The organism is Enterobacter sp. HK-058-C-ECC, from assembly GCF_047531125.1.
Taxonomy (GTDB): domain Bacteria; phylum Pseudomonadota; class Gammaproteobacteria; order Enterobacterales; family Enterobacteriaceae; genus Enterobacter; species Enterobacter quasiroggenkampii.
The window spans coordinates 135916-162449 of the sequence record NZ_JBLKCH010000007.1; the positions used below are offsets into that span (position 1 = coordinate 135916).

Genomic DNA, 26534 nt, shown 5'->3' on the forward strand with positions numbered 1-26534 from the left:
CTATTTCTGGCACTGACGGCAGTAGAACGTGGCGCGCTGGGCGTGCTTCGTGGCAATAATGGGCGTACCGCAGACTCTGCACGGTTCGCCTTTACGGCCATACACCTGCAGCTCCTGGGCAAAATAGCCCGGCTTGCCGTCACTTTGCAGGAAGTCCTTCAGCGTTGTTCCTCCCTGTTCAATCGAGCGCAGCAATACGGCTTTAATCACGCGGACCAGCAGCTCACACTCCTGCGCCGACAGCGAAGAGGCTAGCCGATCGGGATGGATCCCGGCGGCAAACAGCGATTCGCTGGCATAGATATTCCCCACGCCGACCACCAGCTTGTTATCCATCAGCCACGGCTTAATCGGGCTTTTCTTTTTCGCGCACTTCGCTTTCAGGTATTCCGCGTTAAACGCGTCTGAGAGCGGCTCCGGGCCCAGATGCGCGAGCACGTTATGCCCTTCCAGCTCTTTCGTCCACAGCCACGCGCCAAAGCGCCGTGGGTCGGTATAACGAAGCACTTTGCCGTTACTCATCACCAGATCGACGTGGTCGTGCTTTTCCGCCGGCAGTTCTTCGGTAAGAACGCGCAGGCTCCCGGACATCCCCAGGTGGATAATGATCCAGCCGTCGGGCAGTTCCAGCAGCAGGTATTTCGCGCGACGCTGCACGCTAAGGACGGGTTGATCGCTCAGGGCGTGGATCTCATCGGACACCGGCCAGCGCAGACGCCCGTTACGGACAACCGCGTGAAGAATCGTCGCGCCGACCAGATGGGGCTCAATGCCGCGACGGCTGGTTTCTACCTCAGGTAATTCAGGCATGGTTCCTCCGTTGAGATACAGAATGCAAAAAACCCCGCAGTTGCGGGGTTTTTCGATACAAGGAGACTAAAATTATTTGATTTTAGCTTCTTTGTACAGTACGTGCTGGCGTACAACTGGATCGAATTTTTTCAGTTCCAGTTTTTCCGGCTTAGTACGTTTGTTCTTCGTGGTGGTGTAGAAGTGACCTGTACCAGCAGAAGAAACCAGCTTGATTTTCTCGCGAATACCTTTAGCCATGATTTATTTCCTCTTTAAGTACTTAGTACTTTTCGCCACGGGCACGCAGTTCGGACAGAACTGTATCGATGCCTTTCTTATCGATTACACGCATACCTTTAGCAGATACGCGCAGGGTGACAAAACGCTTCTCGCTCTCAACCCAGAAACGGTGAGAGTGCAGGTTCGGCAGGAAACGGCGTTTAGTCGCGTTCAGTGCGTGGGAACGGTTGTTACCGGTCACCGGACGCTTGCCAGTAACTTGGCAGACTCGGGACATGTCTATTCTCCAAAAATCAAATTAGCTCGAGCTTCGTATGGGGTATCGGCGCCTCGTCAGGCTTTACAGCCCGGTCATCGCATAGTTCTAAGTGAACTCTCGATTGCCAGGCCCAAATGCCAAACCCGAGATTCTCAAAGGTGGCGTAGTATACGCTGACTCGGCGGTGTGCTCAAGTCCCGAACAGACAAAGATCCCGATGGATCGCGAGAAATAGCCTAAATCCAGCCATGTTCTGCAAAAGAAATGTACTCTCCGCGGCCAATTATCAGATGGTCCAGCACACGAATGTCCATGAATTGACAGCATTTGATAATGCGCTCGGTGATTTCTTTGTCCGCTCTGCTCGGTTCTGCACAGCCAGAGGGGTGATTATGCGCGAGGATCACGCCCGCTGCATTCACTTTTATCGCTTCCCGCACAATTTCACGCGGATGCACCTCAACGTGGCTTAACGTACCGGCAAAGAGGCAGCTATGTTTCAGTACCCGGTTTCGGTTATCGACAAAGATCACCATAAAGATCTCGCGCTCGATATCGGTTAACTGGCTTTGCAGGTATTCACGCGTCATCGCTGGCGTCAGGATCGGATCGTCCTTCTCCATGCGGACATTGTAAAAACGGCGGGCAAGTTCGGCAATGGCCCTCAACTGGGCATATTTCGCCACGCCGATCCCCTCAACATGCTTAAACTGCGCCAGCTCGGCGGTCAGTAAACCGTACAGCGAACCGAAACGTGCTATCAGCTCTTTTGCCAGCGTAAATACCGTTTTGCCGGGCGTTCCGGTACGTAAAAAGAGCGCCAGCAGTTCATCATCTTTTAACAGGGTGACGTCGTAGCGCAGCAGTTTTTCACGCGGCAGCAGCTGCTCATCCTCTTCTTCCATGCTCTTTCTCCCTTTTTAACCGCATGCTGCCACAGGCCCATCCGGCGCTCGACGGCCACGTTGCGTTCTTGCGTAGCGCCTCGCAAAGTGGTCGAAGGACAAAATCACCCCGTTTTGGGGATTGTGATAAAATGCCCGCTCTCTGGTGAAACCCAACAGGAAAGAATCATGATGAGCCTGGCCGGTAAAAAAATCGTTCTTGGCGTGAGCGGCGGTATTGCTGCCTACAAAGCGCCGGAGCTGGTGCGTCGTCTGCGCGAGCGCGGGGCAGATGTGCGGGTCGCGATAACCGAAGGCGGTAAAGCCTTTATCACTCCTCTGAGCCTGCAGGCCGTTTCAGGATACCCGGTATCTGACAGCCTGCTCGATCCGGCTGCCGAAGCCGCGATGGGCCATATTGAGCTTGGGAAATGGGCAGACCTGGTTATCCTCGCCCCCGCCACCGCGGATTTAATCGCTCGGGTGGCGGCCGGTATGGCAAACGATCTGGTTTCCACCATTTGTCTGGCTACGCCTGCCCCTGTTGCCGTCGTTCCGGCCATGAACCAGCAGATGTACCGTAATGCCGCCACTCAGCATAATCTTGAGACGCTGGCCTCACGCGGCCTGCTTATCTGGGGTCCGGACAGTGGTAGCCAGGCCTGCGGCGATGTTGGTCCGGGCCGCATGCTTGATCCGCTAACGATTGTTGATATGGCCGCAGCCCATTTTTCGCCTGTCAACGATCTGCAACATCTCAACATCATGATTACCGCGGGCCCCACGCGCGAGCCGCTGGATCCGGTGCGCTACATCACCAACCATAGCTCCGGCAAAATGGGCTTTGCGATTGCCGCCGCCGCCGCGAAGCGTGGCGCGAACGTCACGCTGGTGAGCGGCCCGGTCTCTCTGCCTACCCCTGCGTTTGTGAAGCGAATTGACGTTACCACCGCGCTGGAGATGGAAGCCGCCGTGCAGGCACATGCGCAAAACCAGCAGATTTTTATCGGCTGTGCGGCCGTTGCAGACTATCGCGCCGAGACGATCGCCGAGGCTAAAATTAAAAAGCAAGGCGATGAATTAACACTAAAAATGGTGAAAAATCCGGACATTGTTGCCGGTGTCGCCGCACTAAAAAGCCACCGTCCATACGTTGTTGGGTTTGCCGCAGAAACGAATAATGTGGAAGAATATGCCCGGCAAAAACGTACCCGCAAAAACCTCGATTTAATTTGCGCGAACGACGTATCGCTGGCCACACAAGGATTTAACAGCGACAGCAACGCACTGCACCTTTTCTGGCAGGATGGAGATAAAGTCTTACCGCTTGAGCGCAAGGAACTCCTGGGCCAACATTTACTCGACGAGATCGTTACCCGTTATGATGAAAAAAATCGACGTTAAGATTCTGGACCCGCGTGTTGGCGAGCAATTTCCGCTGCCAACCTATGCCACCTCCGGCTCTGCCGGTCTTGACCTGCGCGCCTGTCTCGATGACGCCGTAGAACTGGCTCCGGGTGCCACGACCCTGGTTCCGACTGGCCTGGCGATTCACATCGCTGACCCGTCGCTGGCGGCGGTGATCTTGCCGCGTTCTGGCCTGGGTCATAAGCACGGCGTTGTGCTGGGTAACCTGGTGGGACTGATCGACTCCGACTACCAGGGCCAGCTGATGGTCTCCGTCTGGAACCGTGGTCAGGACAGCTTCACCATTGAACCGGGCGAGCGTATCGCACAGATGGTCTTTGTACCGGTGGTACAGGCAGAATTTAACCTGGTGGCAGACTTTGATGCCACCGACCGTGGCGAAGGCGGCTTCGGCCATTCCGGGCGCAAATAACTGCCCGACAGACACGTATCCCACAGCGTCATAATGCAATAACAAACCGCAAACGTTCGTTTGCGGTCGCTGTGTGGATGCCAGCCTGGCAAGTGCTTATTTTCAGGGGTATTTTGTAACATGGCAGAAAAACAAACCGCGAAAAGGAATCGTCGCGAAGAAATACTTCAATCTCTGGCTCTGATGCTTGAATCCAGCGATGGCAGTCAACGCATCACCACCGCTAAACTGGCCGCCTCCGTAGGCGTGTCTGAGGCGGCGCTGTACCGTCATTTTCCGAGCAAGACCCGGATGTTCGACAGCCTGATCGAGTTTATTGAAGACAGCCTGATCACACGCATCAACCTGATTCTGAAAGACGAAAAAGACACCACCGCGCGTCTGCGTCTGATTGTGCTGTTAATCCTGGGCTTTGGTGAACGCAATCCGGGCTTAACCCGTATCCTGACCGGCCACGCGCTGATGTTTGAACAAGACAGACTGCAGGGCCGCATTAACCAACTTTTCGAACGCATTGAAGCGCAGCTGCGCCAGGTGCTGCGCGAGAAGAAAATGCGTGAAGGTGAAGGATACAGCATTGATGAAACGCTGCTGGCGAGCCAGATTCTGGCGTTTTGTGAAGGGATGCTCTCCCGCTTTGTGCGTAGCGAGTTCAAATACCGCCCAACGGACGATTTTGACGCCCGCTGGCCGTTAGTCGCAGCACAATTACAGTAACGCCATCGCCGGATGGCGGCTTCGCCTTATCCGGCCTGCGAACGGGTAGGCCCGGTAAGCGTAGCGCCACCGGGCAATACAATTAAACCCCGAACGCTTCGCGATACGCTTTTACCGCTGCCAGATGGTCCGCCATCTCAGGCTTCTCTTCCAGATACACAATCAGCTCTTTCAGGGTGATAATCGACGTCACTTTGCAGTTGTAGTCGCGCTCCACTTCCTGAATGGCGGAGATTTCTCCACGACCACGCTCCTGACGATCCAGCGAAATCAACACACCAGCCAGCGTTGCACCGTTGGCCTGGATAATCTCCATTGATTCGCGGATCGCCGTGCCTGCGGTGATCACGTCGTCGACCAACATGACGCGGCCCTGCAGCGCGCTGCCGACCAGATTCCCGCCTTCACCGTGGGTTTTAGCCTCTTTGCGGTTAAAGCAGTACGGCACGTCGCGGTCATGGTGTTCCGCCAGCGCCACCGCGGTGGTGGTCGCAATCGGAATGCCTTTATAGGCCGGGCCAAACAGCAGGTCAAAATCAATCCCGGAATCTACCAGCGCTTCGGCATAGAAACGGCCTAACAATGCCAGATCGCGCCCGGTATTAAACAGCCCGGCGTTGAAGAAATAGGGACTCTTACGCCCGGATTTCAGCGTAAATTCGCCAAACTTAAGTACCTGCTTGTTAAGCGCAAACTCAATAAACTGGCGCTGATACGATTTCATGGATTTGCTCCTTTGGTTTTCTGTCTTACAGGCAAAAAAAAGGCGACTCATTGGTCGCCTTTAAAATCAATTTTCTAACGCCGCTTTCTGCGTCGTGACAATGGATTCGATTCCCCCTCGGGCCAACGCCAGCAGGGAGAGAAGTTCTTCGTGAGTGAACGGCTCGCCTTCTGCCGTGCCCTGCACCTCAATGATGCGACCATCTTCGGTCATCACCACGTTCATGTCTGTCTCTGCCGCGGAATCTTCAACGTATTCCAGATCGCAAAGCGCTTCACCGTTAACGATGCCTACGGAGACCGCCGCAACCATGCCTTTCATTGGATTGGTTTTCAGCTTACCGGCTGCAACCAGCTTGTTCAGGGCATCGGCCAGCGCGACACAGGCGCCGGTAATCGATGCCGTACGCGTGCCGCCATCGGCCTGAATCACGTCGCAGTCCAGAGTAATCGTGAATTCGCCGAGGGTTTTCAGGTCAACGGCGGCGCGCAGCGCACGCGCGATCAGACGCTGAATTTCCATGGTACGACCGCCCTGCTTACCCTTCGCCGCTTCACGGGCATTACGGGTATGGGTCGCGCGCGGCAGCATGCCGTATTCTGCGGTGATCCAGCCCTGACCCTGACCTTTCAGGAAGCGCGGAACGCCTTCTTCGATGGAGGCGGTGCACAGCACTTTAGTGTCACCAAACTCAACCAGCACGGAGCCTTCAGCGTGTTTTGTATAGTTACGGGTCAGGGTGACGGGACGCACCTGATTGGCGCTACGACCTGATGGACGCATGATGGATTCTCCGGCTTGAAACGAATGTGGCTGCGCATTATACGGATAAAGGACGCTTATTCCTATCCTGAGAAGCCCCCGAAAGCTATAATCCCCCCATCTCTCCTTTAAAAACGGGAATGTCTATGATCCGCAGTATGACCGCCTACGCCCGGCGTGAAATCAAGGGTAGCTGGGGTAGCGCTACATGGGAAATGCGCTCGGTAAACCAGCGTTACCTGGAAACGTATTTCCGTATGCCGGAGCAGTTCCGCAGCCTTGAGCCTGTTGTACGCGAGCGTATCCGTACGCGCCTGACGCGCGGTAAAGTGGAATGTAACCTGCGCTTTGAGCCTGATGCCAGCGCACAGGGCGAGCTGATCCTTAACGAAAAACTGGCGAAACAGCTCGTCAATGCGGCGAACTGGGTCAAAATGCAGAGCGATGAAGGCGAAATCAACCCGGTTGATATTCTGCGCTGGCCTGGCGTCATGGCCGCCGGTGAGCAGGATCTGGACGCCATTGCCGCTGAAATTCTGGCCGCCCTCGACGGCACGCTGGATGACTTTATCATTGCCCGCGAAACCGAAGGTCAGGCGCTGAAAGCAATGATCGAGCAGCGCCTTGAAGGCGTAAGCGCTGAAGTGGCTAAAGTTCGCACCCATATGCCGGAAGTGCTGCAGTGGCAGCGCGAGCGGCTTGTCGCCAAACTGGAAGAAGCAGAAGTTCAGCTGGAAAACACCCGTCTGGAACAAGAGCTGGTGCTGATGGCGCAACGTATCGATGTCGCTGAAGAGCTGGACCGTCTGGAAGCGCACGTTAAAGAGACCTACAACATTCTGAAGAAGAAGGAAGCGGTGGGCCGCCGTCTGGACTTTATGATGCAGGAGTTCAACCGTGAGTCGAACACCCTGGCGTCTAAGTCTATCAATGCAGAAGTCACCAACTCCGCGATTGAGTTGAAAGTGCTGATTGAGCAAATGCGCGAGCAGATCCAGAATATTGAGTAATGCCTTTCCGGGTGGTGTCGACGGTGCCACCCATTATTATTTCTAATCCATCCCAACACCTGATTTTGCGTTTCACCGCCGCTCATCAAGCTCATTCAACTTAACTTGATAAAAATATATAGGGCAAACCCTGTCGCCTTAGAAAAACTCAATCGTGATCTTGCGCACAAATCGCTAACCTCCCCGCATTCACACCGGAGGGTATATGCTGCTTCACATTCTTTATCTCATTGGCATCACCGCAGAAGCCATGACCGGCGCACTTGCCGCCGGACGTCGCCGTATGGACACCTTCGGCGTGATCATTATTGCTACAGCGACCGCGCTGGGCGGCGGTTCGGTACGAGATATCCTGCTGGGACATTATCCGCTCGGCTGGGTAAAAAACCCTGAATACATTGTTATTGTCGCGATTGCCGCCGTGTTGACCACCATCGTGGCGCCCGTTATGCCCCATCTTCGCCGTCTTTTTTTAGTCCTTGACGCTTTGGGTCTGGTGGTTTTCTCCATTATCGGGGCGCAAATCGCGCTGGATATGGGCGAAAGCCCGGTCATAGCCACTATCACCGCGGTCGTAACAGGTGTATTTGGCGGCGTACTGCGCGATATGTTCTGTAAGCGCATTCCACTGGTTTTCCAGAAAGAGCTTTACGCTGGAATATCCTTTGCCTCTGCCGTTCTGTATATTGCTTTACAACATTATGTTTCGAGCCATGATGTTGTGGTCATTGCCACGTTATTATTTGGTTTTACGGCTCGCTTGCTGGCGCTGCGCTTAAAACTGGGATTGCCCGTTTTTCATTACACGCAGGACACCCATTGAATTCTCAACAAAACCACAACAAAGTAGTAAAAAGCACCTTTTGTTATCCCATATAACCGGGCCAAACACGATAAAATGTCGCCACTTTGTCCCCATAAACTTGCGTTAAAACAATGTCCTTTGCCAAAACGTCAGCACTGATTATTAATAAAAAACTCAGCAGCCATTTTTTAATTTTGCTGCTCGTTTCCGTGCTGATTCAGTTATGGCCAGTATTTTTAACACAACCTGCGCGATTCGCAGTGCGCATTGCGATTTGTAATGCGCTCTTACTGGTCTGCGCCGCAGCGATCTATCGCACGCTTCCCGGTAAGATCGTCGCATTTGTTTTAACCGCCCTGCTTACGTTAAATTTTGCGGTTGCTTACAGCACATGGAGTGTCTACCAGAGCGAATTTAACACCGTATTTGCGATGAGTATTCTCGGCACTCACGTAGCCGAAGCGAAAAGCATGTCAGGTTTATACCTGCACTGTTTACCAGCCGCGGTTGCTTACTTTGTTGTCACCTGGTACGCAATCAAATCGACGAGCGAGCATGTTTCTTCCCGTGTGAGAACTGTCGGCTTCGTTCTGCTTGCCGTTTATTTGGGCTGGTATTCAACGGCGAACTGGCTAAAAAAACGCCACGATCTTGAAGTTTATTATCCGCTAAGCTCGCGGATTTTAACCAATACGCCGTTTTACACCGGTGCAGAGTTCATTATTGCCCATCGCGATAACGCGCTGGCGGAGAAAATTAGCCAGCACAGCGTCAATTATCCTGCGTTGCAATATCATGATACGGGCATCGAAAACTATGTTGTTATCGTGGGTGAATCCGCACGTCGCAGCAATATGAAGCTCTACGGTTTTCACCAGGATACCACGCCAGTGGAATCCAGGCTGGCGAAGGACGCCCTCATCTTTAGCAATGCTATTGCCCCCGCGTCAGCCACCGTGCTTTCCGTGCCGATGATTTTAAGCAAAGCTGATCCAGACCACTTCACCACCGATAAGCTTGCTGACAATATCGTTAGCGTCGCTAAAAAAACGGGCTATCACACCGAGTGGATTAGCGCCCAGGGTAACACAGGCAAGAGCAATAACTACATTGTGGCCATTGCCTCTATCAGCCATAAAGCCCAGTGGATTGATACCCGTTATGACACCGAGCTTTTACCGGCCCTGGATGAGGCGCTTAAAGCCCCCGGCAAGAAGTTAATTTTCCTGCATATCAACGGCAGCCATGAGATGGCCTGCGATCGGTATCCGGCATCAGCGAATATTCTGCATACCGGCAACAAATATGAAGATTGCTACAATAACGCGATTCTGTTTACCGACTACTTCATTGGCGAAGTGGCTAAACGTCTGCAGGGCAGCGCATCCTCTATGCTCTATTTTTCAGACCATGGGCTGGAAAAAAACCCGCAACTGAATTCCATCTATATGCATGGCTCACGCAACCCAAGCAAAGAGGCTTACCAGGTCCCCCAGTTTATCTGGTATAGCCAGCAAGCCCTGAATGCCCAAAAAAGAGCGGTGGGGTGGGTACATGAAGCGTGGCCCACAGCAAGCAATTATGAGTTGATGTTAACGTGGCTTGGAATCACAACGGGTGTTGATCAATGCAGCTCGGTGCTTGCAGCGTGCTATCAGGCTCCTACACTGATCCCGGTAATTGATGGCGGCCGCCACATCTATGACTACGATCAGCTTCGCGAAACCTTCAGTTCACCAGACAGACATACCCCCTGGCGCAAAGCTAAAGCAAGCTCGCTCTAAAATCCGGGCAGACCCTGCTTGCCTAGCCAGGAAGCCAGGCCGGCAACGCCAGGGTCATGGATGAATGCAACAATTTGTCGCGCCTTCTTCTCTCCCGTTCCCGGCAGGCTCTGCCAGTCCTTTGCGTTACGTCCGCTCAATGTTTGCCACGTTACGTCCCCCATCGCCTTCAGCGAAGCCTGCGTCAGCGGAACACCCAGTGCCATGAGCCAGCGGATAAAAGGCTTCTCGCGCACCAGATTAAATCGATGCCAGAGCGCCAGCCCACGCGCGGAGGAAAATCCAGGCGTAGCCTGCATTTGCGCCTGCGTTAATAACAGCCACGAAAAGAGATGTTCAAAATGATGCGCCTGCCAGAGGGTCCGCCAGCCTGACTCACCTAATCCTTCAATATCAAACACCTGCTTTGAGCTGAGCCACGCCAGTCGGGCAAAGAACTGCTCCATACACTCCGGCGAAGCATAAAAACAGCTAAGCGCATGATAACGCGAGGCGGGAGGCTCAGGTTTATGTCTGTCCGTCCCGCGCCAGACCACCTTATCAAACCGGGGAATACCCTGCCCGGCCAGGCTGACCTGGATCTGATCCCCCGGGGCAATATCCAGCCGCTGCCAGCGCTCAATTGAGCCCAGACTCACCCGCTGCACCTGTTTATCATCCAGTTGCACGGGTTCCAGCGCGGCTACAACGGACATTTTGCCCGTTCGCCCCACGGAAAAATGTATATCACTCACCTCGGCCACCTGGGCTGCTGGCATATATTTCCACGCAACCACCCAGTTGCCTTCGCCCGGCAACCAGCCTTCCCCCGCAGGCGTATCCTCCGACCGCACCACAATGCCATCCGTGGCAAAGGGTAATGCAGCTACGTGCCAGGCCGCGCGTTGTTTCTCGACGGCGTCAACAGATTCGGCGGGTAGCGTATACCGTGCCGACAGCGTAAAACCGGCCTGAGACAGTTCAGCTAAAGATGTCTGCATATTTTTCGGCCCATCCGGCCAGGCCCAGATGAATACGCCGAGCTTATTCAATAGCGCGTTATCCTTTTGGCGCATCATCACACCCGCCACCTTTGCGCGAGCGTTCATCCCACCCATCTGCTGCTGAATGTGATTGTCGCTTAGCCAGAAAAGCTCGCCCTGTAAGACGCTGTTCGCCAGCTTGCCGGTGAGCTTTTGCGGAACAGACGGGATTAAACGTACCTTCCCGGTCCAGTCCTCCCCTTTCAGGCCATCACCGCGACTGATGGCCTGGATTAACTTTCCGTCACGGTAGGCCAGCGTTACCGCCACACCGTCAACTTTGGGCTGCATCCACAGATGTTGCCGCGCACGCATCCATTGTTTCAGCTCCTCTTTGCTGGCCACCTTATGTACGCCCGTATGGGCAACAGGATGTTTGACGCTCCCGGTCAGCGGAGGAAGTTTCTCTCCTGAGAGTTCAGTGCCAAAACAGCGCTGCCACTGCGTTAACCGCCCGTTAAGCTGATCGTAAACCTCGTCGTTAACTTCGCTCACGCCCTGCTTCCAGTAAGCGTCATCCCAGCGTTTGATTTGCGCGCTTAACGACGCCATCTCTTTCTCTGCTTTTGCCTGCGACCAGACCGGACATACCGCCGCGCCATAGCCACACCACAACAGCATTAACCCGCTTATCCATCGCCACATCGCTACCCCTCCTTTGCGTTGCAGGAGGTATACCCCGATGTCTGAAACAACGCTAACGGCAACGGTTCACACTGCGAGACGCTATCCGGTAATTCCTGGGGTTGCTGAAAACCACGGATAAAACCTGAAAACGGCACGCAAAATTCAATAATCCAGGGGAAAAAGTGTGACAAAGGCTACGTCACACGGCAGTGACGTGTATAATAAGCCCGTATGTAGGACTTCTTCGTTAACACATACAAAAGACTCTCATGGCTCAAGGCACGCTTTATATTGTTTCTGCCCCTAGTGGCGCGGGTAAATCCAGCCTTATTCAGGCACTGTTAAAAACCCAACCGTTGTACGACACACAGGTTTCTGTTTCTCACACCACGCGAGCGCCGCGTCCGGGTGAAGTGCACGGTGAACACTATTTCTTTGTGGATCACGACGAGTTCAGAGCGATGATCGGCAGAGATGCGTTTCTTGAACACGCTGAAGTATTCGGTAATTACTACGGTACCTCGCGTGAAACCATTGAGCAGGTTCTGGCCACGGGCGTGAATGTGTTCCTGGATATCGACTGGCAGGGTGCACAGCAAATTCGCAAGAAAATGCCTGACTCGCGCAGTATCTTTATTTTACCGCCATCGAAAGATGAGCTGGATCGCCGCCTGCGTGGCCGCGGTCAGGACAGCGAAGAAGTCATCGCAAAGCGTATGGAACAGGCTGTTGCAGAAATGAGCCATTACGCGGAATATGATTACCTTATTGTGAATGATGATTTTGATGCCGCGCTGAGCGATCTCAAAACCATTCTTCGTGCAGAACGTCTGCGTATGAGCCGCCAGAAGCAGCGACATGACGCATTAATCACCAAACTGTTGGCAGACTGAACCCACTTTCAGTATCATGCCCAGTCATTTCTTCACCTGTGGAGCATTTTAAGTATGGCACGCGTAACTGTTCAGGACGCTGTAGAGAAAATTGGTAACCGTTTTGACCTGGTGCTGGTCGCCGCGCGTCGCGCTCGTCAGATGCAGGTAGGCGGTAAAGATCCGCTGGTACCGGAAGAAAACGATAAAACCACCGTTATTGCACTTCGCGAAATCGAAGAAGGTCTGATCAACAACCAGATCCTCGACGTGCGTGAGCGCCAGGAGCAGCAAGAGCAGGAAGCCGCAGAACTGCAGGCCGTAACCGCTATTGCTGAAGGTCGTCGTTAATTAAACCTGCGGGTCGCCCTTGTATCTGTTTGAAAGCCTGAATCAACTGATTCAAACCTACCTGCCTGAAGACCAGATTAAGCGTCTTCAGCAGGCGTATCTCGTTGCACGTGACGCTCACGAGGGCCAGACACGTTCAAGCGGTGAACCCTACATCACGCACCCGGTAGCGGTGGCCTGTATTCTGGCCGAGATGAAACTCGACTACGAAACGCTGATGGCCGCGCTGCTGCACGACGTGATTGAAGATACCCCTGCCACTTACCAGGACATGGAACAGCTGTTTGGCAAAAGCGTTGCCGAACTGGTGGAAGGGGTCTCTAAGCTTGATAAGCTGAATTTCCGCGACAAGAAAGAGGCGCAAGCCGAAAACTTCCGCAAGATGATTATGGCGATGGTGCAGGATATCCGCGTCATTCTCATCAAACTCGCTGACCGCACCCACAACATGCGCACGCTGGGCTCACTTCGCCCGGATAAACGTCGCCGCATTGCCCGTGAAACCCTCGAAATCTACAGTCCGCTGGCGCACCGTTTAGGTATTCACCACATTAAAACCGAGCTGGAAGAGCTGGGTTTTGAAGCGTTGTACCCGAACCGCTATCGCGTGATTAAAGAGGTGGTGAAAGCCGCACGCGGCAACCGTAAAGAGATGATTCAAAAGATCCTCTCTGAAATCGAAGGGCGTTTGCAGGAAGCGGGGATTCCGTGCCGCGTCAGCGGTCGCGAAAAACACCTGTACTCCATCTACTGCAAAATGGTGCTCAAAGAGCAACGTTTTCACTCGATCATGGATATCTACGCCTTCCGCGTGATTGTCCACGATTCAGATACCTGTTATCGCGTGCTGGGGCAGATGCACAGCCTCTATAAACCGCGTCCAGGGCGGATGAAAGATTACATCGCCATTCCAAAAGCGAACGGCTATCAATCTTTGCACACCTCGATGATCGGGCCGCACGGCGTGCCTGTTGAGGTGCAAATTCGTACCGAAGACATGGACCAGATGGCAGAGATGGGTGTGGCCGCGCACTGGGCCTATAAAGAGCACGGTGGCGAAAGCAGCACGACCGCACAAATCCGCGCCCAGCGCTGGATGCAGAGCCTGCTGGAACTTCAGCAGAGTGCGGGTAGCTCGTTTGAATTTATCGAGAGCGTGAAATCCGATCTCTTCCCGGATGAGATTTACGTTTTCACCCCAGAAGGCCGCATTGTCGAACTGCCTGCGGGCGCAACACCGGTCGACTTCGCTTACGCCGTGCATACCGATATCGGCCATGCCTGCGTGGGCGCGCGCGTCGACAGACAGCCTTACCCGCTGTCTCAGCCGCTCTCCAGCGGCCAGACGGTGGAAATCATTACCGCGCCGGGCGCACGTCCAAACGCGGCCTGGCTGAACTTTGTCGTGAGTTCTAAAGCACGCGCCAAAATTCGCCAACTGCTGAAAAACCTCAAGCGTGATGATTCCGTCAGCCTTGGGCGTCGTCTTCTCAACCACGCGTTGGGCGGCAGTCGCAAGCTGGCTGAAATCCCGCAGGAGAACGTCCAGCGTGAGCTGGAGCGCATGAAGCTCGCGTCGCTTGACGACCTGCTGGCAGAGATCGGCCTCGGCAACGCCATGAGCGTGGTGGTGGCGAAGAACCTGCAGCAAGGCGACACGACAGCCGTGCCTGCAGCTACGCCAGGCCACGGACATCTGCCGATTAAAGGCGCGGACGGGGTGCTGATCACCTTCGCAAAATGTTGCCGTCCAATTCCTGGCGACCCGATTATTGCGCACGTCAGCCCGGGTAAAGGGCTGGTTATCCACCATGAATCCTGTCGTAACATCCGCGGCTACCAGAAAGAGGCCGAGAAGTTTATGGCGGTCGAATGGGATAAAGAGACCGCGCAGGAATTTATCACCGAAATTAAGGTGGATATGTTCAACCATCAGGGTGCCCTGGCGAACCTGACGGCAGCGATCAACACGGCGTCTTCCAATATTCAAAGCCTGAATACGGAAGAAAAAGATGGCCGCGTATACAGCGCCTTTATTCGTCTGACCGCCCGCGACCGCGTGCATCTGGCGAATATTATGCGCAAGATCCGCGTCATGCCGGACGTGATTAAAGTCACCCGTAACCGAAACTAGCGGCATGAATTCACAACGTTACGCGCGGATATGCGAAATGCTCGCCAGGCGTCAGCCTGACCTGACGGTCTGCATGGAGCAGGTCCATAAACCGCATAACGTCTCTGCTATCGTTCGTACCGCCGATGCCGTCGGTGTGCATGAAGTGCACGCCGTCTGGCCTGGTCACCGGATGCGAACCATGGTCTCTGCCGCGGCAGGCAGTAACAGTTGGGTTTCCGTCAAATCTCACCAGACAATTGGCGAAGCCGTATCGCACCTGAAAGGACGCGGGATGCAGATCCTTGCCACTAACCTGTCCGCTAAGGCCGTGGATTTCCGCGAGATCGACTACACCCGCCCGACCTGCATTTTGATGGGCCAGGAGAAAACCGGGATCACCCAGGAAGCGCTGGATCTGGCGGATCGGGACATCATCATTCCGATGATTGGCATGGTCCAGTCACTCAACGTCTCCGTGGCCTCCGCGCTCATTCTGTATGAAGCGCAGCGCCAGCGTCAGAACGCCGGCATGTACGAGCGCAGCAACAGCATGCTGCCGGAAGAGGAACAGCAGCGCCTGTTGTTTGAAGGTGGATATCCGGTGCTGGCTCGCGTTGCGAAGCAGAAAAAATTGCCTTACCCCCACGTCAACGCGCAGGGCGAAATTGAAGCCGATGCCGAGTGGTGGGCCACCATGCAGTACGCCGGGTAAGCGATGAAAGGCCGCCTGCTGGATGCCATCCCGCTCAACAGCCTGACGGGCGTGGGCGCGGCGCAAAGCAATAAGCTGGCTAAAATTGGCCTGCACACCGTGCAGGATCTCCTGCTTCACCTCCCCCTGCGTTACGAAGACCGCACCCAGCTTTACAAGATCGGCGATCTCCTTCCCGCCATTTACGCCACCGTTGAAGGCGAAGTTCTGAACTGCAACATCACCTTCGGCGGACGCCGGATGATGACCTGTCAGATCAGCGACGGCACCGGCATTCTCACCATGCGATTTTTCAACTTCAGCGCGGCGATGAAAAACAGCCTGGCAACGGGCCGCAGGGTGCTGGCCTATGGCGAAGCCAAACGCGGGAAATATGGCGCAGAGATGATCCACCCGGAGTACCGCGTGCAGGGCGATCTCAGCACGCCAGAGATGCAGGAGACGCTCACCCCGGTTTATCCGACGACCGAAGGCATCAAGCAGGCGACGCTGCGTAAGCTCACCGATCAGGCGCTGGAGCTGCTGGATACCTGCGCCATTACCGAACTGCTGCCGCCCGAGCTGGCACAGGGCATGATGAGCCTGCCCGAGGCGCTGCGTACTCTGCACCGCCCGCCGCCAACGCTGCAGCTCAGCGACTTAGAAAGCGGCAAACACCCCGCTCAACAGCGTCTTATCCTTGAGGAATTACTGGCCCATAACCTGAGCATGCTGGCGCTGCGCGCCGGCGCGCAGCGTTTCCATGCCCAGCCATTAAGCCCGCGTGATGAGCTCAAAGATAAGCTGCTGGCCTCCCTGCCGTTTAAACCCACCGGCGCACAGGCGCGCGTCACCGCCGAGATTGAACGCGATATGGCGCTCGACGTGCCGATGATGCGCCTGGTGCAGGGCGACGTGGGGTCCGGTAAAACGCTGGTTGCCGCGCTGGCCGCCCTGCGCGCAATTGCCCACGGCAAACAGGTCGCGCTGATGGCACCGACCGAACTGCTGGCTGAACAACACGCCAATAATTTCCGCGCCTGGTTTGCACCGCTCGGGATTGAAGTCGGCTGGCTTGCCGGAAAGCAAAAAGGCAAAGCACGCCTTGCGCAACAGGAGGCCATCGCCAGCGGGCAGGTGCAGATGATTGTCGGCACGCACGCTATCTTCCAGGAGCAGGTGCAGTTCAACGGCCTTGCGCTGGTGATTATCGATGAACAGCACCGCTTCGGCGTGCATCAACGTCTGGCGCTGTGGGAAAAGGGACTGCAGCAGGGCTTCCATCCGCATCAGCTGATCATGACCGCCACGCCGATCCCGCGCACCCTGGCGATGACGGCTTACGCCGATCTGGATACCTCCACCATCGACGAACTCCCTCCCGGCCGAACGCCGGTGACGACGGTTGCCATTCCTGACACGCGTCGCAGCGATATCATCGATCGCGTGCGCAACGCCTGCACCCACGAAGGGCGTCAGGCCTACTGGGTTTGTACGCTGATTGAAGAGTCGGAACTGCTGGAGGCGCAGGCTGCCGAAGCCACGTGGGAAGAGCTTAAGCTGGCGCTGCCGGAGCTGAACGTGGGCCTGGTTCACGGACGCATGAAGCCTGCCGAAAAGCAGGCGGTGATGCAGTCGTTTAAGCAGGGCGAGCTGCATTTGCTGGTCGCCACGACGGTCATTGAAGTGGGTGTGGACGTCCCGAACTCCAGCCTGATGATTATCGAAAACCCGGAGCGCCTGGGCCTGGCCCAGCTCCACCAGCTGCGCGGACGCGTTGGCCGTGGCGCGGTAGCGTCCCACTGCGTCCTGCTCTACAAAGCCCCGCTCTCGAAAACCGCCCAGATGCGTTTGCAGGTGCTGCGCGACAGTAACGACGGTTTTGTGATTGCGCAAAAAGACCTTGAGATCCGCGGCCCCGGTGAACTGCTGGGCACGCGTCAGACGGGGAACGCGGAATTCAAAGTCGCGGATTTGCTGCGCGATCAGGCCATGATCCCCGAGGTTCAGCGCCTCGCCCGCCACATTCATGAACGCTACCCCGAACAGGCGGCAGCGTTAATTGAGCGCTGGATGCCGGAAACCGAACGCTATTCCAACGCCTGATTCAGGCAAACATCGGCAGCATCAGGTACAGCTTAATCACCAGCGCGTTGACGATATCAATAAAGAACGCCCCGACCATCGGGACCACCAGAAACGCCATGTGCGATGGCCCGAAGCGTTCGGTGATCGCCTGCATGTTGGCGATAGCCGTCGGGGTGGCCCCCAGACCAAACCCGCAGTGACCCGCCGCCAGCACCGCCGCATCATAGTTTTTGCCCATCATCCGCCAGGTGACAAACATGGCGTACAGCGCCATAAACAGGGTCTGCACTGCCAGAATCGCCACCATTGGCAGCGCCAGCGAGGCCAGCTCCCACAGCTTGAGGCTCATCAGCGCCATCGCCAGGAACAGCGACAGGCAGACGTTGCCGAGCACCGACACCGCCCGTTCAAATACGCGGTAGAAGCCCATTAGCGCCAGACCGTTGCTCAGGATCACCCCGATAAACAGCACGCAGACAAACGTTGGCAACTCAAACGCTGAGCCCGCCAGCCATTGCGCAACCACTTTGCCCACGGTCAGGCAGATGGCGATCATAGCGATGGTTTCAATCAGCACCAGCGAGGTAATGCTGCGCCCGACGTCCGGCTTTTCGAATGCTGTCGGCACCAGCTCATCGTCCGGCCTGCCGTCCGGCGTGGTGGAGTGCTTCACCAGATAGCGAGCCACCGGGCCGCCAATCAGGCCACCCAGCACCAGACCAAAGGTCGCGCAGGCCATCGCCACTTCCGTCGCGTTTTCAAACCCGTAGCGCTCGATAAACAACTTGCTCCACGCGGCCCCGGTACCGTGACCGCCTGACAGGGTGATCGACCCTGCCAGCAGCCCCATCAGCGGATCCAGTCCCAGCAGCGACGCCATCCCGATACCAATGGCGTTTTGCATCAGCAGCAGCCCCACCACCACAATCAAAAATACACCGAGCACCTTACCGCCCGCCCGCAGGCTCGCCAGGTTGGCGTTCAGGCCGATGGTGGCAAAGAAGGCCAGCATCAGCGGGTCTTTCAGGGACATATCAAAATCGATTTCCCAACCCATGCTTTTTTTCAGCACCAGCAGGGCCAGCGCCACCAGCAGACCACCGGCGACAGGTTCAGGAATGGTGTATTTCTTCAGAAGGGAAACGCTATGTACCAGCTTACGACCAAGCAGTAAGACCAGCGTTGCGGCAACAAGGGTCGACAACGTATCGAGATGAATCATAGAAGGCTCCTTTTTTGCGCGTGTTCCCTACACACGCGGCGTTATCCTGGGCCGGTTTGCGCTCTTCATGAGCCCCCGGCGCAAAAAGTGTAATTTTTTTTCCCGATGCGTTGTAGAAAACCTGCTCACAGCGGCAGATTTTCTTGCCTTTTTTTGCTGGCAATCGTTTGCTTTTACCAGGTGGTCAGATAAAATGCCCGCTTTTCCACCGTGGGATTGCCGCCGATGTCCGTTAACACCATAGAGTCGCCTGATGCGCAACCGATTGCGCAGAAGCAAAATAGCGAACTGATTTACCGCCTTGAAGATCGCCCGCCGCTGCCGCAGACGCTTTTCGCCGCCTGCCAGCATCTTCTGGCGATGTTTGTTGCGGTGATCACCCCGGCGCTGCTGATTTGCCAGGCGCTCGGCTTACCGGCGCAGGACACGCAGCACATTATCAGCATGTCTCTTTTCGCCTCCGGCGTGGCCTCGATTATTCAAATTAAAGCGTGGGGTCCGGTGGGGTCGGGATTATTGTCGATTCAGGGCACCAGCTTTAACTTCGTGGCGCCCCTGATCATGGGCGGTACGGCCCTGAAAACCGGCGGCGCGGATGTCCCGACCATGATGGCGGCGCTGTTCGGCACCCTGATGCTGGCCAGCTGTACGGAGATGGTGATCTCCCGCGTTCTGCATCTGGCTCGCCGCGTTATCACCCCGCTGGTTTCCGGCGTCGTCGTGATGATTATCGGCCTGTCGCTGATTCAGGTGGGCCTTACCTCCATCGGTGGCGGCTATGCCGCGATGAGCGACCACACCTTCGGCGCGCCGAAAAACCTGCTACTGGCAGGCGTCGTGCTGGCCATCATTATTCTGCTTAACCGTCAGCGTAACCCTTACCTGCGCGTCGCCTCGCTGGTGATCGCCATGGCGGCGGGTTACCTGCTGGCCTGGGCGCTGGGTATGCTGCCGGAAAACACCGCGCCGACCAACAGCGCGCTGATCACCGTCCCCACGCCGCTGTACTACGGTCTGGGCATTGACTGGGGCCTGCTCCTGCCGCTGATGCTGGTCTTTATGATCACCTCTCTGGAGACCATCGGCGACATCACCGCCACCTCAGACGTCTCCGAGCAGCCCGTTTCCGGCCCGCTGTACATGAAGCGCCTGAAAGGCGGCGTGCTGGCGAACGGCCTCAACTCGTTTGTCTCTGCGGTCTTCAACACCTTCCCGAACTCCTGCTTCGGTCAGAACAACGGCGTGATCCAACTGACCGGCGTGGCCAGCCGCTACGTTGGCTTCGTGGTGGCGCTGATGCTGATCGTCCTCGGCCTGTTCCCGGCGGTGAGCGGCTTTGTACAGCACATTCCCGAGCCGGTGCTGGGCGGCGCAACGCTGGTGATGTTCGGGACGATCGCGGCCTCCGGCGTGCGTATCGTCTCCCGCGAGCCGCTGAACCGCCGCGCGATCATGATTATCGCGCTGTCGCTGGCCGTCGGTCTGGGCGTTTCTCAGCAGCCGCTGATCCTGCAGTTTGCCCCGGACTGGGTGAAAAACCTGCTCTCTTCCGGCATTGCCGCAGGCGGTATCACCGCTATCGTGCTGAACCTCGTTTTCCCGCCTGAGAAAAATTGATTTCTCTCACGGCAGGCAGTCAATGCCTGCCGTGACATCTAATTACACCATTCCCGCCTTGAGGATTGCGCATAAATCGTGCATAACTCCCTTATGTGCGTTTTGCGGGATGGAAGACCATGAAATTTATTGGAAAGCTACTCGTCTATCTTCTGGTAGCCCTGCTCATTGTGATGCTGGCGCTCTATATTCTGCTCCAGACCCGCTGGGGTGCGGCTCAGGTCAGCAGCTGGGTTACGGTGAATACCGACTACGAACTCAGTTTCGACAAGATGAATCACCGCTTTTCGTCGCCTTCCCACCTCATTCTGGAAAACGTCACCTTCGGTCGGGACGGAAAACCCGCCACCCTGGTTGCCAAAAAAGTGGATATCGGCCTGAGTAGCCGCCAGATAACCGATCCGCTGCACGTGGACACCATCGCCCTGTTCGACGGCACGCTGAATCTCTCCCCGCAGACCGCGCCGCTGCCTTTCCAGGCCGATCGTCTGCAGTTGAACAACATGGCGTTCAACAGCCCGAATACCGAATGGGATCTGAGCGCGCAGAAGGTGACGGGCGGCGTCAGCCCATGGCAGCCGGAAGCGGGCAACGTGCTGGGTAATCACGCGCAGATCCAGATGAGCGCAGGCTCGCTGACTCTGAACGGCGTACCGGCCACCAACGTGCTGATCGAGGGCCAGCTTAACGGCAAGGAGGTGGTGCTGAATACGATTGGTGCCGATATGGCCCGCGGCTCACTCACCGGCTCCGCCCTGCGCAACGCCGACGGGAGCTGGATTATCGACACCATGCGCCTGAACGAAATCCGCCTGCAGAGCGATAAAACGCTGGCCGCTTTCTTCGCGCCGCTGGCCACTATCCCCTCTCTGCAGATTGGTCGTCTGGACGTGACCGACGCCCGGCTTCAGGGCCCGGACTGGGCGGTGACCGATCTCGATTTAAGCCTGCGCAACCTGACGCTAAGCAAAGGCGACTGGCAGAGCCAGGAGGGCCGTCTGTCGATGAACGCCAGCGAGTTTATCTACGGCTCGCTGCATCTGTTTGACCCGATCCTGAATGCGGAGTTTTCCCCGCAGGGCATGGCGCTGCGTCAGTTCACCTCCCGCTGGGAAGGCGGCATGGTGCGCACCTCCGGCAACTGGCTGCGCGACGGCAAAGCGCTGGTGCTGGACGATGTCGCCATCGCCGGGCTGGAGTACACCCTGCCGCAGAACTGGAAAACGCTGTGGATGGCGCCTCTGCCGGAATGGCTGAACAGCGTCACGCTGCAAAAATTCGGCCTGAGCCGCAACCTGGTGATCGACATCGATCCTGCCTTCCCGTGGCAGATCACTTCTCTGGATGGCTATGGCGCAAACCTGCAGCTGGTGAAAGATCGCCAGTGGGGCGTCTGGGGCGGCAGCGCGACCCTGAACGGCGCGGCGGCGACCTTTAACCGCGTCGACGTACGTCGTCCGTCGCTGGCGCTGAATGCCAACGCCGCCACGGTGAATATTACCGACCTCAGCGCGTTTACCGAAAAAGGCATTCTGGAAGCGACGGCGACCGTTTCACAACTTCCGCAGCGGCAGACCGCAGTGAGCCTGAACGGGCGCGGCGTCCCGCTCAACGTGCTGCAGCAGTGGGGCTGGCCTGCGCTGCCGATTGCGGGCGACGGCAATATTCAGCTCACCGCCAGCGGCAGCGTCCAGGCCAGTGCGCCGCTGAAGCCAACGGTGAATGGGAAGCTGAGCGCGGTGAATATGGATAAGCAGCAGGTAGAGCAGACGATGACGGGCGGGGTAGTGTCGGCACAGTAAAAAGCCGGGTGGCGGCTTCGCCTTACCCGGCCTACGAGGTTTTGGTTCCCTCTCCCTGTGGGAGAGGGTCAGGGTGAGGGCATCAGAGCGCATAATTACCGTAGGCCCGGTAAGCGAAGCGCCACCGGGCATTTTCCACCTCAGAGCTGAACCACCACCTCGTCCCCTTCGGCTTTCACTACCACGCCCCACTCGCTGCCCGCCTGCGAACCGCCCTTCACGCCGCTCACCGTCTGCACGTTGCGCAAACACACCGACCAGTTTTGCGCGTCTCCCGCGCCGGTAAAGGTCACGATGTCGCCCTGACGCGATGCCTTCAGCATAAACGCCACCGCGCCGTCCGCCGAAGGCACTTCGCTCACCGCCGTTGCGCCATCGTCCAGGTTAAACAGCTGGAAGGCCGTCCCCTCGTGCCACGCGTAGTCGGGCTTCTGGTTATTATTGCCCAGCGCCAGCAGCGTGTTGTCGCGCACGTAGACCGGCAGGCTCATGAAATCGTGCTGCTGCTTATGCCAGCGGCTGCCCTGGATTTCGTCGTTGTGCCACAGGTGCGTCCAGCGCCCTTCCGGCAGGTAGAACTGCACGTCGCCCGCCTCGGAGAACACCGGCGCCACCATTAACGAATCCCCCAGCATGTACTGACGGTCGAGGTAATCGCACGCCGGATCGTCCGGGAACTCCAGCATCATCGCCCGCAGCATCGGCGTGCCGAACTCGCGGCCCAGCGTCGCCTGACGGTACAGATACGGCATCAGCTGGCACTTCAGCTGCGTGAAGTGGCGCACCACGTCGCAGGACTCGTCATCGTACGCCCACGGCACGCGGTAGGATTTGCTGCCGTGCAGGCGGCTGTGGCTGGAGAACAGCCCGAACGCGCACCAGCGCTTGTAGACGTGCGCCGGGGCGGTGTTTTCGAAGCCGCCGATGTCGTGGCTCCAGAAACCGAAGCCGGACAGGCCAATCGACAGCCCGCCGCGCAGGCTTTCCGCCATTGATTCGTAGTTGGCGTAGCAGTCACCACCCCAGTGCACCGGGAACTGCTGCGCACCCACGGACGCGGAGCGGGCAAACAGCACCGCCTCTTCTTCCCCCACCGTCTCTTTCAGCACGTTCCACACCAGCTCGTTATAGATGTAGGCGTAATGGTTGTGCATCTTCTGCGGATCGGACCCGTCGAACCACTGCACGTCCGTCGGAATACGCTCGCCGAAGTCGGTTTTGAAGCAGTCGACGCCGATATCCACCAGGCCTTTCAACTTGTCGGCATACCACCGGCACGCGTCCGGGTTGGTGAAGTCGTAAATCGCCAGCCCCGGCTGCCATTTGTCCCACTGCCACAGGGAGCCGTCAGGGCGCTTGAGCAGGTAGCCTTTATCTTTCAGCTCACGGAAGATCGGCGATTTCTGTCCAATGTACGGGTTAATCCACACGCAAACCTTCAGCCCTTTCTCCTTCAGGCGGCGGATCATTCCTTCAGGGTCCGGGAAGGTCACCGGATCCCACTCGAAGTCACACCACTGGAAGGCCTTCATCCAGAAGCAGTCGAAGTGAAAGACGTGCAGCGGCAGGTCGCGCTCGGCCATACCGTCGATAAAGCTGTTCACCGTCGCTTCGTCGTAATTGGTGGTGAACGAGGTGGTGAGCCACAGGCCGAACGACCAGGCAGGCGGCAGCGCCGGACGCCCGGTGAACTGCGTATAGCGGTTCAGCACCTCTTTTGGCGTCGGGCCGTCGATCACGAAGTACTCAAGATATTCGCCTTCAACGCTGAACTGCACCTTAGAGACCTTCTCAGATCCCACTTCGAACGAGACATTTTCCGGGTGATTCACCAGCACGCCGTAGCCGCGGTTGGTCAGGTAGAACGGGATATTTTTATAGGACTGCTCGGTGCTGGTGCCGCCGTCGCGGTTCCAGGTCTCGACCGTCTGGCCGTTGCGCACCAGCGCGGTGAAGCGCTCGCCCAGACCATAGACCGTTTCCCCCACGCCCAGATCCAGACGCTCAAAAACGTAATTGCGGTGGGTATTGCTGTCCTGCACGTAGCCGTTATTTTTCAGCTGGCTGCCGGTAATACGCTGGCCGTTGCGCAGGAAATCCAGCGCCCAGAATTCGCCTTTGGTGGCGCGAACGCTGACGCTGCCACTTTTCAGCTCGGCAAATTCGGCGTTGTTTTCGATCTCAACCTTCACGTCTTTCAGGACGTTCAGCGGATAATGTGGACCGTTGTTCAGGGCGCCCTGGAAGTGCTCGATGCGCACCCCGACAATCCCTTCCTGTGGAGCAAACAGGCGCACCGTGAACATCAACGTGTCGAGTTGCCAGGTGCGTTCGCGCACGTCGCGCGGCGCCACATACACCACCAGGTCATTACCCTGCTGCTCCACGTCGAACACCTGAACCGGATAGGTCACATTCAGGCCCGGTTGAATAAGCCAGTTTCCATCACTGATTTTCATGCTTTCATCCTCTTAGTTCTGCAATTCTTTGCTGACCGGCAGGGTTTCAAATTCCTGCTGATTGCGGCGCGCGCCCTGTGCCAGCTCGCCCAGGATTTTGGTCAGGAAGGGGGTTTTCAGCGTGTAGTAGCGTTTGGCGATGATGGCGCTCAGCACATAGCAGACCGCCGGGGCCAGGGTAAACAGGCCGATAATGATGCTGATGGTCGCGCTGTTCTGGGTTTTGGCCGCCGCGTCGTAGCCGCCGCCTGCCAGCATCCAGCCGATCATCGCCCCACCCAGCGCCAGACCCAGCTTCAGCACGAACAGCGTGCCTGCAAAGCTGATGCCGGTCAGGCGCTTGCCGTTGGTCCATTCACCGTAGTCGACGGTATCGGACATCATTACCCACTGGATCGGCGTCACCAGCTGGTGCAACACGCCAATGACGAAGATAAAGGCGAACATCACCACGGTGGCATGCATCGGCACGAAGAACATCGCCACGCTGACCACCGCCAGCGCGGCGTTAGTCCACCAGAAGATGCTGACCTTGCACTTCCAGTCGGTGAGCGGTTTCGCCAGCGCGGAGCCAATCAGGTTGCCGACGCAGTAGGTGGTGAGGAACGTGACGAACACTTCCGGCGAGCCCATGATCCAGGTGCAGTAGTACATCATCGCGCCGCCGCGCACGCAGACGGCAAGGATGTTGAGGATGGTCAGCACGCCCACGATGCGCCACTGGTCGTTTTGCCAGATATCGCGCAGGTCTTCGCGCATGGAGGTGGTGCTCGGCGGTACCTGGATGCGCTCTTTGGTGGTGAAGAAGCAGAACGCCAGCATCAGGAACGCGACCACCGACAGCACGGCGATGCCGCCCTGGAAGCCGAACGCCTTATCATCGCCGCCAATCAGCTTCACCAGCGGCATCATCAGCACCGTGGAGAGCATGCCGCCCGCGGTCGCCAGCACAAAGCGCCAGGACTGAAGGGAGATACGCTGCGTCGGGTCACTGGTGATCACGCCGCCCAGCGCGCAGTAAGGAATATTGACCACGGTATAGAGCAGGGTCAGCAGCGTGTAGGTCACGGCGGCATAAACCATTTTACCGTTGAGGCTAAGGTCCGGCGTGGTGTAGGCCAGCACGCAGACGATGCCGAACGGGATCGCGCCGAACAAAATCCACGGTCGGAACTTGCCCCAGCGGCTGCGGGTGCGGTCGGCAATCAGCCCCATGCACGGGTCGGAGATCGCATCCAGCGCACGCGCCAGCAGGAACATGGTGCCGACAAATCCAGCGGGAATGCCGAAAATATCGGTATAGAAAAACATCATGTACAACATGACGTTATCAAAAATGATGTGGCTGGCGGCGTCTCCCATGCCGTAGCCAATCTTCTCTTTTACTGACAATACTTCGCTCATCTTTTTTTATCCTTCACGCTATAGGGGGCGCTGAGACCGGTTACAGTGTTTTTAAACCATTGTTTCTTGAGCGGGTATTGCGTTTTCTGGTTAGCAGATTACGTTTCTTGTTTTTTGTGATCGCGGTAAATATTGGAGAGCACGAAGGGCTAACATGAGGATTTTATTAGGAATTAACTGAAACAGGGGGGTACAGGTCAAAAGAGAGGTGAAAAAAGTGGTGTGGGGTATGTGGTAAATGCCTGAAAGTAGCTATAATGCGCCCCGCCTCCATGTAGCAATGCAGGCGCGGAAGATCGTCATCTCCGGTGAGGTGGCTGGACTTCAAATCCAGTTGGGGACGCCAGCGTTCCCGGGCAGGTTCGACTCCTGTGATCTTCCGCCAAAAATTCTTATAATTAAATTTTAAACTATCCATTCTTAAAGCATATAATATTTCTATAACT

Annotated in this window: 23 protein-coding genes and 1 tRNA gene; 14 read left to right on the forward strand and 10 right to left on the reverse strand. The window is 56.6% G+C overall.

Going from position 1 to position 26534, the window contains the following annotated elements:
• The 4 genes from mutM to radC form a co-directional block, all read right to left on the reverse strand.
• Window positions 1-810, reverse strand: a complete 810-nt coding sequence (mutM, locus tag ACMWJS_RS15145) for a bifunctional DNA-formamidopyrimidine glycosylase/DNA-(apurinic or apyrimidinic site) lyase (protein ID WP_032675725.1) — start codon at window positions 808-810, stop codon at window positions 1-3.
• A 72-nt stretch (window positions 811-882) separates the two neighbouring features.
• A complete protein-coding gene (gene rpmG, locus ACMWJS_RS15150; protein ID WP_003024094.1) occupies window positions 883-1050 on the reverse strand; it encodes a 50S ribosomal protein L33 in 168 nt (55 codons plus the stop codon).
• A gap of 22 nt (window positions 1051-1072) precedes the next feature.
• Entirely contained in the window at window positions 1073-1309 is a 237-nt protein-coding gene (gene rpmB / locus ACMWJS_RS15155; protein ID WP_002436699.1) for a 50S ribosomal protein L28, read from the reverse strand.
• 218 nt (window positions 1310-1527) lie between these two features.
• Window positions 1528-2196 (reverse strand): RadC family protein, encoded by a 669-nt coding sequence (gene radC / locus ACMWJS_RS15160; RefSeq protein WP_032675724.1) that lies wholly within the window; start codon window positions 2194-2196, stop codon window positions 1528-1530.
• Window positions 2197-2367: 171 nt separating this feature from the next.
• Here radC and coaBC point away from each other — a divergent pair, with 171 nt between their 5' ends.
• The 3 genes from coaBC to slmA all read left to right on the forward strand — a co-directional run bounded on the left by coaBC (window position 2368) and on the right by slmA (window position 4732).
• Complete coding sequence (coaBC, locus tag ACMWJS_RS15165) at window positions 2368-3579, forward strand: bifunctional phosphopantothenoylcysteine decarboxylase/phosphopantothenate--cysteine ligase CoaBC (protein WP_086374967.1); 1212 nt, start codon at window positions 2368-2370, stop codon at window positions 3577-3579.
• Entirely contained in the window at window positions 3557-4015 is a 459-nt protein-coding gene (gene dut / locus ACMWJS_RS15170) for a dUTP diphosphatase (protein ID WP_008502691.1), read from the forward strand. Before coaBC ends, dut begins: the two co-directional genes overlap by 23 nt.
• 120 nt (window positions 4016-4135) lie before the next feature.
• Window positions 4136-4732 (forward strand): nucleoid occlusion factor SlmA, encoded by a 597-nt coding sequence (slmA, locus tag ACMWJS_RS15175; protein ID WP_008502690.1) that lies wholly within the window; start codon window positions 4136-4138, stop codon window positions 4730-4732.
• Between the two features lie 82 nt (window positions 4733-4814).
• On the opposite strand, the gene pyrE is transcribed toward slmA, so the two are convergent.
• Both pyrE and rph read right to left on the reverse strand, forming a co-directional pair.
• Window positions 4815-5456 (reverse strand): orotate phosphoribosyltransferase, encoded by a 642-nt coding sequence (gene pyrE, locus ACMWJS_RS15180; RefSeq protein ID WP_045907916.1) that lies wholly within the window; start codon window positions 5454-5456, stop codon window positions 4815-4817.
• Window positions 5457-5522: 66 nt separating this feature from the next.
• Window positions 5523-6239, reverse strand: a complete 717-nt coding sequence (rph, locus tag ACMWJS_RS15185; RefSeq protein ID WP_006812424.1) for a ribonuclease PH — start codon at window positions 6237-6239, stop codon at window positions 5523-5525.
• A 125-nt stretch (window positions 6240-6364) separates the two neighbouring features.
• On the opposite strand from rph, the gene ACMWJS_RS15190 reads away from it, so the two are divergent.
• From ACMWJS_RS15190 to ACMWJS_RS15200, 3 genes are all read left to right on the forward strand, one after another.
• Window positions 6365-7228, forward strand: a complete 864-nt coding sequence (locus ACMWJS_RS15190; RefSeq protein ID WP_063618639.1) for a YicC/YloC family endoribonuclease — start codon at window positions 6365-6367, stop codon at window positions 7226-7228.
• Window positions 7229-7433: 205 nt separating this feature from the next.
• Window positions 7434-8051 carry a trimeric intracellular cation channel family protein gene (locus tag ACMWJS_RS15195; RefSeq protein ID WP_414747258.1) on the forward strand — a complete coding sequence of 206 codons (618 nt, stop codon included), beginning with the start codon at window positions 7434-7436 and terminating at the stop codon, window positions 8049-8051.
• A gap of 113 nt (window positions 8052-8164) precedes the next feature.
• Window positions 8165-9817, forward strand: coding sequence for a phosphoethanolamine transferase (locus ACMWJS_RS15200; RefSeq protein WP_325842082.1), 1653 nt, complete (start codon window positions 8165-8167; stop codon window positions 9815-9817).
• Here the strand turns inward: ACMWJS_RS15200 and ligB are convergent.
• Window positions 9814-11484 (reverse strand): NAD-dependent DNA ligase LigB, encoded by a 1671-nt coding sequence (gene ligB / locus ACMWJS_RS15205; protein ID WP_414747259.1) that lies wholly within the window; start codon window positions 11482-11484, stop codon window positions 9814-9816. The two genes, ACMWJS_RS15200 and ligB, sit on opposite strands and share 4 nt — an antisense overlap.
• Window positions 11485-11735: 251 nt before the next feature.
• Here ligB and gmk point away from each other — a divergent pair, with 251 nt between their 5' ends.
• Genes gmk through recG form a run of 5 tightly spaced genes read left to right on the forward strand, consistent with a single transcriptional unit; the run spans window position 11736 to window position 17602 of the window.
• A complete protein-coding gene (gene gmk, locus ACMWJS_RS15210; RefSeq protein ID WP_010426438.1) occupies window positions 11736-12359 on the forward strand; it encodes a guanylate kinase in 624 nt (207 codons plus the stop codon).
• A 54-nt stretch (window positions 12360-12413) separates the two neighbouring features.
• A complete protein-coding gene (gene rpoZ / locus ACMWJS_RS15215; protein ID WP_000135058.1) occupies window positions 12414-12689 on the forward strand; it encodes a DNA-directed RNA polymerase subunit omega in 276 nt (91 codons plus the stop codon).
• A 19-nt stretch (window positions 12690-12708) separates the two neighbouring features.
• The gene (spoT, locus tag ACMWJS_RS15220) at window positions 12709-14823 is read left to right on the forward strand and encodes a bifunctional GTP diphosphokinase/guanosine-3',5'-bis pyrophosphate 3'-pyrophosphohydrolase (RefSeq protein ID WP_045907920.1); all 2115 of its coding nucleotides are present in this window, start codon (window positions 12709-12711) and stop codon (window positions 14821-14823) included.
• Window positions 14824-14827: 4 nt separating this feature from the next.
• Window positions 14828-15517 carry a tRNA (guanosine(18)-2'-O)-methyltransferase TrmH gene (gene trmH, locus ACMWJS_RS15225; protein WP_048028145.1) on the forward strand — a complete coding sequence of 230 codons (690 nt, stop codon included), beginning with the start codon at window positions 14828-14830 and terminating at the stop codon, window positions 15515-15517.
• A gap of 3 nt (window positions 15518-15520) precedes the next feature.
• Window positions 15521-17602 (forward strand): ATP-dependent DNA helicase RecG, encoded by a 2082-nt coding sequence (recG, locus tag ACMWJS_RS15230; protein WP_048028147.1) that lies wholly within the window; start codon window positions 15521-15523, stop codon window positions 17600-17602.
• A 1-nt stretch (window position 17603) separates the two neighbouring features.
• Here recG and gltS read toward each other — a convergent pair whose 3' ends face one another.
• Window positions 17604-18806 (reverse strand): sodium/glutamate symporter, encoded by a 1203-nt coding sequence (gltS, locus tag ACMWJS_RS15235; RefSeq protein WP_048028149.1) that lies wholly within the window; start codon window positions 18804-18806, stop codon window positions 17604-17606.
• 225 nt (window positions 18807-19031) lie between these two features.
• On the opposite strand from gltS, the gene xanP reads away from it, so the two are divergent.
• Both xanP and ACMWJS_RS15245 read left to right on the forward strand, forming a co-directional pair.
• A complete protein-coding gene (gene xanP, locus ACMWJS_RS15240; RefSeq protein WP_014881972.1) occupies window positions 19032-20423 on the forward strand; it encodes a xanthine/proton symporter XanP in 1392 nt (463 codons plus the stop codon).
• A gap of 119 nt (window positions 20424-20542) precedes the next feature.
• A complete protein-coding gene (locus ACMWJS_RS15245) occupies window positions 20543-22225 on the forward strand; it encodes an AsmA family protein (RefSeq protein ID WP_414747260.1) in 1683 nt (560 codons plus the stop codon).
• Window positions 22226-22365: 140 nt separating this feature from the next.
• On the opposite strand, the gene yicI is transcribed toward ACMWJS_RS15245, so the two are convergent.
• Together yicI and ACMWJS_RS15255 are read right to left on the reverse strand one after the other, a co-directional pair.
• Complete coding sequence (gene yicI / locus ACMWJS_RS15250) at window positions 22366-24684, reverse strand: alpha-xylosidase (protein ID WP_414747261.1); 2319 nt, start codon at window positions 24682-24684, stop codon at window positions 22366-22368.
• A 12-nt stretch (window positions 24685-24696) separates the two neighbouring features.
• Window positions 24697-26088, reverse strand: a complete 1392-nt coding sequence (locus ACMWJS_RS15255) for a glycoside-pentoside-hexuronide family transporter (protein WP_414747262.1) — start codon at window positions 26086-26088, stop codon at window positions 24697-24699.
• Window positions 26089-26378: 290 nt separating this feature from the next.
• Between ACMWJS_RS15255 and ACMWJS_RS15260 the strand changes: the two genes are divergently transcribed.
• Window positions 26379-26473: transfer RNA gene (locus ACMWJS_RS15260), tRNA-Sec, on the forward strand.
• Window positions 26474-26534: the final 61 nt, after the last annotated feature.

What these genes read in the sequence shown, in the direction of transcription:
- mutM (WP_032675725.1), bottom strand. Translation starts at nt 810, where the DNA reads ATGCCTGAATTACCTGAGGTAGAAACCAGCCGTCGCGGCATTGAGCCC.
- rpmG (WP_003024094.1), bottom strand. Translation starts at nt 1,050, where the DNA reads ATGGCTAAAGGTATTCGCGAGAAAATCAAGCTGGTTTCTTCTGCTGGT.
- rpmB (WP_002436699.1), bottom strand. Translation starts at nt 1,309, where the DNA reads ATGTCCCGAGTCTGCCAAGTTACTGGCAAGCGTCCGGTGACCGGTAAC.
- radC (WP_032675724.1), bottom strand. Translation starts at nt 2,196, where the DNA reads ATGGAAGAAGAGGATGAGCAGCTGCTGCCGCGTGAAAAACTGCTGCGC.
- coaBC (WP_086374967.1), top strand. Translation starts at nt 2,368, where the DNA reads ATGAGCCTGGCCGGTAAAAAAATCGTTCTTGGCGTGAGCGGCGGTATT.
- dut (WP_008502691.1), top strand. Translation starts at nt 3,557, where the DNA reads ATGATGAAAAAAATCGACGTTAAGATTCTGGACCCGCGTGTTGGCGAG.
- slmA (WP_008502690.1), top strand. Translation starts at nt 4,136, where the DNA reads ATGGCAGAAAAACAAACCGCGAAAAGGAATCGTCGCGAAGAAATACTT.
- pyrE (WP_045907916.1), bottom strand. Translation starts at nt 5,456, where the DNA reads ATGAAATCGTATCAGCGCCAGTTTATTGAGTTTGCGCTTAACAAGCAG.
- rph (WP_006812424.1), bottom strand. Translation starts at nt 6,239, where the DNA reads ATGCGTCCATCAGGTCGTAGCGCCAATCAGGTGCGTCCCGTCACCCTG.
- ACMWJS_RS15190 (WP_063618639.1), top strand. Translation starts at nt 6,365, where the DNA reads ATGATCCGCAGTATGACCGCCTACGCCCGGCGTGAAATCAAGGGTAGC.
- ACMWJS_RS15195 (WP_414747258.1), top strand. Translation starts at nt 7,434, where the DNA reads ATGCTGCTTCACATTCTTTATCTCATTGGCATCACCGCAGAAGCCATG.
- ACMWJS_RS15200 (WP_325842082.1), top strand. Translation starts at nt 8,165, where the DNA reads ATGTCCTTTGCCAAAACGTCAGCACTGATTATTAATAAAAAACTCAGC.
- ligB (WP_414747259.1), bottom strand. Translation starts at nt 11,484, where the DNA reads ATGTGGCGATGGATAAGCGGGTTAATGCTGTTGTGGTGTGGCTATGGC.
- gmk (WP_010426438.1), top strand. Translation starts at nt 11,736, where the DNA reads ATGGCTCAAGGCACGCTTTATATTGTTTCTGCCCCTAGTGGCGCGGGT.
- rpoZ (WP_000135058.1), top strand. Translation starts at nt 12,414, where the DNA reads ATGGCACGCGTAACTGTTCAGGACGCTGTAGAGAAAATTGGTAACCGT.
- trmH (WP_048028145.1), top strand. Translation starts at nt 14,828, where the DNA reads ATGAATTCACAACGTTACGCGCGGATATGCGAAATGCTCGCCAGGCGT.
- recG (WP_048028147.1), top strand. Translation starts at nt 15,521, where the DNA reads ATGAAAGGCCGCCTGCTGGATGCCATCCCGCTCAACAGCCTGACGGGC.
- gltS (WP_048028149.1), bottom strand. Translation starts at nt 18,806, where the DNA reads ATGATTCATCTCGATACGTTGTCGACCCTTGTTGCCGCAACGCTGGTC.
- xanP (WP_014881972.1), top strand. Translation starts at nt 19,032, where the DNA reads ATGTCCGTTAACACCATAGAGTCGCCTGATGCGCAACCGATTGCGCAG.
- ACMWJS_RS15245 (WP_414747260.1), top strand. Translation starts at nt 20,543, where the DNA reads ATGAAATTTATTGGAAAGCTACTCGTCTATCTTCTGGTAGCCCTGCTC.
- yicI (WP_414747261.1), bottom strand. Translation starts at nt 24,684, where the DNA reads ATGAAAATCAGTGATGGAAACTGGCTTATTCAACCGGGCCTGAATGTG.
- ACMWJS_RS15255 (WP_414747262.1), bottom strand. Translation starts at nt 26,088, where the DNA reads ATGAGCGAAGTATTGTCAGTAAAAGAGAAGATTGGCTACGGCATGGGA.